8 protein-coding genes are annotated in these 8,291 nt (G+C 71.2%); 1 reads left to right on the top strand and 7 read right to left on the bottom strand.

Features of this window, described 5'->3' with window-relative positions:
* From ACFC1R_RS31500 to mltG (ACFC1R_RS31490), 3 genes are all read right to left on the bottom strand, one after another.
* A partial coding sequence (locus ACFC1R_RS31500) for a chorismate synthase (protein WP_375944450.1) occupies positions 1 to 105 on the bottom strand: 105 nt, incomplete at its 3' end.
* Between the two features lie 223 nt (positions 106 to 328).
* A complete protein-coding gene (locus ACFC1R_RS31495) occupies positions 329 to 1,156 on the bottom strand; it encodes a shikimate dehydrogenase (protein ID WP_375944448.1) in 828 nt (275 codons plus the stop codon).
* A gap of 71 nt (positions 1,157 to 1,227) precedes the next feature.
* Positions 1,228 to 2,700 (bottom strand): endolytic transglycosylase MltG, encoded by a 1,473-nt coding sequence (mltG, locus tag ACFC1R_RS31490; RefSeq protein WP_375944444.1) that lies wholly within the window; start codon positions 2,698 to 2,700, stop codon positions 1,228 to 1,230.
* On the opposite strand from mltG (ACFC1R_RS31490), the gene ACFC1R_RS31485 reads away from it, so the two are divergent.
* Positions 2,683 to 3,273, top strand: coding sequence for a hypothetical protein (locus ACFC1R_RS31485; protein WP_375944442.1), 591 nt, complete (start codon positions 2,683 to 2,685; stop codon positions 3,271 to 3,273). The two genes, mltG (ACFC1R_RS31490) and ACFC1R_RS31485, sit on opposite strands and share 18 nt — an antisense overlap.
* 62 nt (positions 3,274 to 3,335) lie before the next feature.
* Here the strand turns inward: ACFC1R_RS31485 and mltG (ACFC1R_RS31480) are convergent, their stop codons facing one another.
* The 4 genes from mltG (ACFC1R_RS31480) to ACFC1R_RS31465 form a co-directional block, all read right to left on the bottom strand.
* Complete coding sequence (mltG, locus tag ACFC1R_RS31480) at positions 3,336 to 4,517, bottom strand: endolytic transglycosylase MltG (protein WP_375944440.1); 1,182 nt, start codon at positions 4,515 to 4,517, stop codon at positions 3,336 to 3,338.
* 193 nt (positions 4,518 to 4,710) lie between these two features.
* Positions 4,711 to 5,193 (bottom strand): Holliday junction resolvase RuvX, encoded by a 483-nt coding sequence (gene ruvX, locus ACFC1R_RS31475; protein WP_375944439.1) that lies wholly within the window; start codon positions 5,191 to 5,193, stop codon positions 4,711 to 4,713.
* Complete coding sequence (alaS, locus tag ACFC1R_RS31470) at positions 5,193 to 7,862, bottom strand: alanine--tRNA ligase (RefSeq protein ID WP_375944437.1); 2,670 nt, start codon at positions 7,860 to 7,862, stop codon at positions 5,193 to 5,195. The genes ruvX and alaS overlap by 1 nt, the downstream gene beginning before the upstream one ends.
* Complete coding sequence (locus ACFC1R_RS31465; protein ID WP_375944435.1) at positions 7,862 to 8,290, bottom strand: DUF6167 family protein; 429 nt, start codon at positions 8,288 to 8,290, stop codon at positions 7,862 to 7,864. The genes alaS and ACFC1R_RS31465 overlap by 1 nt, the downstream gene beginning before the upstream one ends.
* Position 8,291 lies beyond the last annotated feature (1 nt).

The raw sequence follows: 8,291 nt of genomic DNA, 5'->3' as shown, positions 1-8,291 counted from the left end.
CACCACGGCGGTGGTCACCGGCACCCCGGCCGGCAGGCCCTCCAGCGTCGCGACCAGTGCGGGACCGTGCGACTCCCCCGCCGTCAGCCAGCGCAACGTACCCAACGGAGCTCCTTCGTCAGCGGCCCGGACCGCAGTTCGCGGCTACGGCCCGGCCAGGCGATCGTGCGGCGGGCCCTCCCTCCGTGCCCGCCCTCGGGCAGAAGGGGCCCATGGGCCCGCGTCCTGACCCGATCCTTTCATGCCGCAGGCCCGTACGGTGGCCACGGTCCGGGTGGCGGACACCCGCGTGGACTGCCGGGAGCACCCTGTGGACCTGCTGCTTCGCTCAGCTCCCGGCGAGCGCGGCCTCGCCCGCGGCACGCATCGCGGCCAGCGGGCCGGCGCTCTCCCCGGTGAACTGCTGGAACTGGAGCACCGCCTGATGCACCAGCAGATCCAGCCCGCCCAGCACCGTCGAACCCCGCTCCGCACAGGCCGCGACCAGCCTCGTCGGCCACGGGTGGTACAGCACGTCGAACAGCGCGCCGGGCTGTTCGGGGATCGCCGCGGCGAAGGAATCGGTCGCCCCGGCGGGGGTCGTGGAGATGGTCAGCGGCGCCGCCAGCGCCTCGGCGCCACGCTCCCAGTCGGCGGCCCGGACGCTCAGCCCGAGCCGTTCGCCGAGCGCTCGCATCTCCGCGGCCCGCTCGGCACTTCGGACATACGTTGTCACCTCGCCGGTGCAGATCTGGGCCAGCGCCGCCAGTGCGGAGGACGCGGTGGCGCCCGCTCCGAGCACCGCGGCGCTCTCCACCCGCTCGATCCCGCGCTCGCGCAGCGCGTTCACCAGACCCGGCACATCGGTGTTGTCCCCGGTGCGCCGCCCGTCCGGGTGGAACACCACGGTGTTCACCGCGTCCACGGACAGCGCCGTTGCGCTCACCTCGTCCAGCAGCGGGATGATCGCCCGCTTCAACGGCATGGTCAGCGAGAGTCCGGCCCACTCCGGCCCCAGCTCCGCCACGAAGGCGGCCAGCCCGGCCTCGTCCACCTCGAAGCGGTCGTACCGCCACTCCCCCAGCCCCAGCGCCGCGTACCCGGCCCGGTGCAGTACCGGCGAGAGCGAGTGCGCAATCGGCGAGCCGAGCACGGCAGCCCGGTGGTGCGTCGTCACGAGCGTGGTCACCTCTCCTGGGAGTCCCTTGTGATCAAGGCGCGCCCACGATACCGCCCCCCGGCCGACGGCTACTTGCACATGCCGCGTGCGGAGTCGAAGCCCTGGTTGTGCGCCGTGCAGTACTCCTGGACGTTCTTCTTGTGCTCGTCGAAGGTGACCGCGAAGCGGGTCTCGGTCGGGGACATCGCGATCCAGTACACCCAGCTGCCCGGCGTCGGGTTCAGTGCCGCCTTGATCGCGTCGTCGCCCGGGTTGCCGATCGGCCCCGGCGGCAGACCGGGGTTGACGTAGGTGTTGTACTTCAACGACTTGTCGTTGATCTCCTTGTTGGTCAGCTTGGTGCGGCCGAGCTGGTACTGGAGCGTGGTGTCCATGCCGAGGTTGACGTTGGTCTTCAGACGGTTGGCGACGACCCGGGCCATCTTGCCGAAGTCCGCCGAGTTGTTGCCCTCCGCCTGCACGATGCTCGCCTCGATGAGCACCTGGTAGCCGTCCTTCACGCCGGCCTGCTGGGCGCCGGCGTCCAGACCGAGCTGCTTGTAGTGGTCGACTGCCGTCGAGACCATCTGCTTGAGCAGGTCCTCGGGCTTCATGCCGTCGGTGACCGAGTACTTCATCGGGTAGAGGAAGCCCTCGATGTTGCCGCCCGCGTAGTCGGGCAGACCGAGCTCGCCGACCTTGTCCTTGGCGACGGCGGCCGTGGCGCCCGGCTGGAGCTTCAGCTTGGCGTCGATCCTGGCGTAGATGTCGACGGCCTTCTTGCCCTCCGGGATGGTCAGCGCGTTGCCGCCGTTGGAGTCGACCAGTTCCTTGAGCGCGGCCTCGGCCGACATCTGGTGGCGCAGGGTGTAGGTGCCCGGCTGGATCGTGCTGCCCTTGGGGTTCTTGGTGACGGCGTCGACGAAGGCCCCGGCGCTCTTGACCACGTCCGCGTCCTTGAGCGTCTGGCCGATCGCCTCGCCGGTGGCATCGGGCTTGATCTCGACGTTCACCGAACCGCTTCCGTCGCCCGTGTAGTCCGGCGGCGGGCCGAAGTGCTTCTGGTAGAAGCCGTAACCGAACCAGCCGGCCCCGGCGGTGGCACCGAGCAGCGCGATGGCGACGATCAGGCAGGCGCCCCGGTTCCGGCGGCCCTCCTTCTTGCCCTTCTCCTTGCGCTTGCGCTCGGACTCCCGGGTGACCGGCTCCTCCTCGCCGCCGAAGAGGGACGGGCGGTCCTCGTCGAGGGCCTGCTCGGCGTCCTCGGAGTACCCGGCGTGCTGCTCCTCCTCGGCCCACTCCTCGACGACCGGTTCGGCCGCCGCGGGGGCGTCGAGCGCGGCGGCCTCGGCCTCCCAGTCGAACCCGTCCGTCTCCGAAGGCGCAGGCTGCGGGACCTGCGGCTGCTGCCGGCGGACGGGCTGCGGCGCCTGCGGCATCTGCTGGGCCTGCGGAGCCTGCTGCCCGGGCTGCGCCTGCGGCATCTGCTGGGTCTGCGGAACCTGCTGCCCCGGCGGCATGAACTGCTGCGGGATCGAGGGCTGTTGGGCCTGCTGCGGCATCTGCTGCTGCGGGTAGCCGTACTGGTCGAACTGACCGCCGCCCGGCACGAACTGGCCCTGCTGCTGTGCCTGCTGCGGCATCTGCTGCTGGACGTCGAACTGCTGACCGCCGTACGACTGGCCGTTGAACTGCTGTCCCTGCTGGCCCTGCTGGCCCTGCTGCCCCTGGTGGAACTGTTGGCCCTGCGGGTCCGCCGCCCAGCCGGCGGCCGGGGGAGCGTCCTGCTGCCAGCCCTGCTGCTGCGGGTAGCCCTGCTGACCGTACTGGGCCTGAGCGAACTGCTGGCCCTGCTGGTGCTGTTGCGCCACCTGCTGCGGTACCTGCTGCCAGGCTCCGGTCTGCTGCTGTCCGGCCATCTGCTGCTGGAGCTGCTCGACCGTCGGCTGCTGCTGCTGTCCCTGACCGCCGTACCCGGGGTCGCCTGGGTGCCACGGCTGCGCGCCCTGGGGCTGGTAGCCCCCGCCCAGATCAGTCATCGAACCCCTTATACCAACCGACAGGACGGAGCCGACCGCGTCCAGTGGCGGTCACCCGGGAACTGGTCCCGGTTACTCCTCGAACCGGCGTGCTAGCGCGACGCCCGGGGGAAGACGTTACCGTACCGCAGCAAAACGTCCGTCCGGGGCAATCCGCCTCAGTGACCACTCGCACCGGGTGAGGAACTTCTGGTGGCCTGGTTGGCGTTGAACTCGGCGACGTTCTTCTGCTGCTGTTCGAGGCTGTCGGTGAAGCGGGTGTCCCCGGGCTTCACGGTCACGAAGTAGAGCCAGTCCCCGTCGGCGGGGTGGGCCGCCGCGCGCAGCGCGTCCTGGCCCGGGTTGGCGATCGGGGTGGGCGGCAGACCGGGGTGCAGATAGGTGTTGAACGGGGAGTCCAGCTTGGTGTCGTCGCCCGTCGTGGTGAGCGTGGAGCGGCCAAGCGCGTAGTTGATGGTCGAGTCGAGCTGCAGCGGCATGTTCTTCGCCAGGCGGTTGTAGATGACCCGGGCGACCTTCGCCATGTCCTCGGGGTTGTCCGCCTCGCCCTCCAGCAGGCTGGCAACGGTCACCAGCCCGTACGGCGACTGGCGGTTGAGGACGGCCGCGGCGTCGACGCCCTCCGTCTGGTGCACCCGCGCGGCCTGTTCGACCATCTGCTTGAGCAGGTCGATCGCGGTGGTCTCGTCGGTGACGGCGTAGGTGGAGGGGAAGAGGAAGCCCTCGATCTTCCCGCCCGTGATGTCCGGCAGTTCCAGGTCTCCGGCCTTCTGCTGGGCGGTCTTCGCGGTGGTACCGGGGGCCAGTTTCAGCTTCTGGTCGACCGCCGCGTAGATCTGCGCGGCCCGCCAGCCCTCCGGGATGGTGAGCGCGTTGGCGTTGGCCGGGTCGAGCAGTACCCCGAGCGCGGCGGCGGCGGACATCTTCCGCTTCAGCGTGTACGTACCGGGCTGGATCCGGGTTCCGGCCGGGGTGTTGGCCGCCGCATCTGTGAAGGCTTTGACGCTCGCCACCACATCAGCTTTCACAAGACTCTTACCGATCTGGGTCAGGCTGGCGCCTCTCGGCACCGAGACCTGGACCGTCCCTGTGCCGTTCCCCACATAGTCGGCCGCCTTCGGCTGCCCCTTCGGCCAGAGCAGCAGTCCGCCGAGCGCCACCGCCGCGGCCACCGCCAGCACCGCGAACACGCTCAGGCAGCAGGCCGCTCCGGTGCGCAGCCGCCGCGGGTCCGGCGGCTCGTACCCGTACGGTTGCCCCGGCGGCAGCCCCTCCGGCTCGGTCACGGGTGCACCGAGGTGTCCGGGGGTCAGGCCGGGGGTGGAGTACGGGTCGGTCAAGGCGGCCTCTCGGTCGATGGACGACACAGCGAGGGGGCCCGTGCGGACGCGTCCGCACNTGGGGGCGGGGTGTCGGGGGGGGGTGGGGTCGGCGGGGGGCGCGCGCGGCCTCGTGGGCTGCAGCACCCCGCCTGGGGGGGCCCCGGGCGCCCCCCCCCCCAGCGCCCCCCTCAGGGAAGCTAGACCAGACCGGTCAGTTCATCGGTTCGACGCACTCGCCGGGAGCCCGTCCACTCACCCGTTCGGTCTCCAGGGCGCTCTGCAGGATGACCACCGCCGCCGCCTGGTCGATGACCGAGCGGCCCTTCTTGGAGCTCCGCCCGGAGGCCCGCAGGCCCTGGGCGGCGGTGACCGTGGTCATCCGCTCGTCCACCAGGCGGACCGTCACCGGTGCGACCAGCGCGGCCAGCCGCCCGGCGTACGCCCGGACCTTGGCCGCGGCCGGGCCCTCCTTGCCGCTCAGCGAGCGGGGCAGGCCGACCACGACCTCGATCGCGTCGTACTCCTCGACGATCTCCTTGAGCCGTGCCTGGGAGCGGCCCCCGGCGGGGACCGTCTCCACGGGCGTGGCGAGCAGCCCGTCGGGGTCGCAGGACGCCACCCCGATCCGGGCGTCACCCACGTCCACGGCGATCCGGCGGCCCCGGCGGAAGACCTTCTCCTGCTGCTCCTCCATCAGCTGGCGCGCTCCGCCACCAGGGCACGGACGGCGGCGATCGCCTCGTCCACGGCCGCCGGGTTGGTGCCGCCGCCCTGGGCGACGTCGTCCTTGCCGCCACCGCCGCCGCCGAGCGTCTTGGCGGCCGTGCGGACCAGCTCACCGGCCTTGACGCCGCGCGAGCGGGCGTCCTCGTTGGTGGCGATCACGGTCAGCGGGCGGTCGTTCGCCACGGTGAAGGCGGCGACCACGGCCGGGCGGGAGCCCAGGCGGCCCCGGACGTCCAGGACCAGCTTGCGCAGCTCGTCCGCGCCAGTGCCGTCGGCGACCCTGGCCGCGACCAGGGCGACACCCCGGACGTCCTCGGCCTCGGCGGCCAGCCCGGCGGCGGCGGCCAGCACCTTCTCGGCGCGGAAGCGCTCGATCTCCTTCTCGGCGTCCTTGAGCTTGGCGAGCATGCCGGAGATCTTCTCCGGCAGCTCCTCCGGGCGGCCCTTGACCAGCTCGGTGAGCTGGGAGACCACGGTGTGCTCACGGGCCAGGAACTTGTACGCGTCCACGCCGACCAGCGCCTCGACGCGGCGCACGCCGGAGCCGATCGAGGACTCGCCGAGCAGCTTCACCAGGCCCAGCTGGGCGGTGTTGCCGACGTGCGTACCGCCGCACAGCTCCTTGGAGAAGTCGCCGATGGTGACCACGCGGACCGAGTCGCCGTACTTCTCGCCGAACATCGCGATGGCGCCGGCCTTGCGGGCCTGGTCCATCGTCATGACCTCGGCGGTGACCTCGAGCTCGCGGGTCAGCACCTCGTTGATCTTCTGCTCGACGTCGGTCAGCACGCTGCCGGGCACGGCGGCGGGCGAACCGAAGTCGAAGCGGAAGCGGCCCGGGGCGTTCTCCGAACCGGCCTGGGCGGCCGTCGGGCCGAGCGCGTCGCGCAGCGCCTGGTGGGTCAGGTGGGTGGCGGAGTGCGCACGGGCGATGGCCCGGCGGCGGTCCACGTCGATGCTGGCGTACGCGGAGGCACCGAGCACGACCTCACCGAAGAGCACCGCACCGCTGTGCACGATCACACCGGGGACCGGCTGCTGCACGTCGCGGATCTCCACGACCGCGCCGGAGTCGAGCCGGATCCGGCCCTGGTCGGCGAGCTGGCCACCGCCCTCGGCGTAGAACGGGGTCCGGTCGAGCACGATCTCGACCTCGTCGCCCTCGGTCGCGGCCGGCGCCGGAACGCCGTCCACCACCAGGCCGACCACGGTGGCCTCGCCCTCGATGTGGGTGTAGCCGGTGAAGACGCTGGCACCGGACTTGTCGGCCACCTCGCGGTAGGCGGACACGTCGGCGTGGCCCATCTTCTTGGCCTTGGCGTCGGCCTTGGCCCGGTCCCGCTGCTCCTTCATCAGGCGGCGGAACCCGGCCTCGTCCACCTGGAGGCCCTGCTCGTCGGCCATCTCCAGGGTGAGGTCGATCGGGAAGCCGTAGGTGTCGTGCAGCTGGAACGCCTTCTCGCCCGAGAGCACGGCGCTGCCGGCCTGCTTGGCCTCGGTGACGGCGGTGTCCAGGATCACGGTGCCGGTGCGCAGCGTCTGGAGGAAGGACGCCTCCTCGGCGGCGGCGACCGTCTCGATGCGCTTGCGCTCCTCCAGCAGCTCCGCGTACTGCGGGCCCATCGCCTTGATGGTGATGTCCGTCAGCTCGCGGGCGACCGGGTCGGTGGCACCGAGCAGGCGCATGTTGCGGATGGCGCGGCGCAGGATGCGGCGCAGCACGTAGCCGCGGCCCTCGTTGCCGGGGGTGACGCCGTCGCTGATCAGCATCACGGCGGTGCGGATGTGGTCGGCGACCACGCGCAGCGAGACGTCCGACTTGTGGTCGGCACCGTAGGTGTGACCGGTGAGCTCGGCGGCCCGGTCCAGGATGGAGCGGGTGGTGTCGATCTCGAAGAGGTTGTCGACGCCCTGCAGGATCGCGGCGAGGCGCTCCAGGCCGAGACCGGTGTCGATGTTCTTGCTCGGCAGGTCGCCGACGATCTCGAAGCCGTCCTTGCCGTCACCGTGACCGCGCTCGTACTGCATGAAGACCAGGTTCCAGATCTCCATGTAGCGCTCGTCGTTGGCGGCCGGGCCGCCCTCCTCGCCGTAGGCGGGGCCGCGGTCGTAGTAGATCTCCGAGCACGGGCCGCACGGGCCGGGGACGCCCATCGACCAGAAGTTGTCCTTCATGCCCAGGCGCTGGATGCGCTCGGACGGGACGCCGATGACCTCGCGCCAGATCTGCTCGGCCTCGTCGTCGTCCTGGTAGACGGTGATCCAGAGCTTCTCCTTCTCCAGGCCGTAGCCGCCGTCCGCGACGGGAGTGGTGAGCAGCTCCCAGGCGAACTTGATGGCTCCTTCCTTGAAGTAGTCACCGAAGGAGAAGTTGCCGCACATCTGGAAGAAGGACCCGTGCCGGGTGGTCTTGCCGACCTCCTCGATGTCCAGCGTGCGGACGCACTTCTGCACGCTGGTGGCACGGGTGTAACTGGGCTTCACCTCGCCCAGGAAGTACGGCTTGAAGGGCACCATGCCTGCGTTGACCAGCAGCAGGGTGGGGTCGTCGGCGACCAGGGACGCCGACGGAACGACAGTGTGCCCGCGCTCCTCGAAGAATCGCAGCCAGCGGCGGCGGATCTCTGCCGACTCCATCAGTGGTCCTTCCGGTTGGGTGTGCCGCCCGGCAGCTCTTCGAGCCGGCGGGGCGTTGCAGCTATGGCTTGGGGGGTGGTGCGAAGACTGTGGGACGAGGGCAGGGCGGCGGCCGGGGAGCCCGGCGCCGCCGAAATAGCTCGGTACCGGGGCTCGGCGCGCAGCGCTCCGGTACGGCGGCGCGGCGGCTCGACCACGGCGGTGCCGTCCAGCCCGAGGTCGGCCTTGAGCTGCTCCTCGCGCTCGGTCATCGCGGCCCGGACGTCGCCGGCGAAGCGCTTGGCCAGGTCGCCGAGGTGCAACGCACCGCGGGCCGCGGTGCCCGACAGGCTGTCGGGGGTGAGCCGGTGGACGGCTTCGTCGGCCTTCTTCATGGCCCAGACGGTGGCACCGGCGCCGACTGCCATCCAGAAGATTCGTCGAACCATG

The organism is Kitasatospora sp. NPDC056138, assembly GCF_042264695.1.
Taxonomy (GTDB): domain Bacteria; phylum Actinomycetota; class Actinomycetes; order Streptomycetales; family Streptomycetaceae; genus Kitasatospora.
The sequence above is the reverse complement of the archived record's forward strand: the minus strand, read 5'-3'. Positions and strand labels throughout refer to the sequence as shown.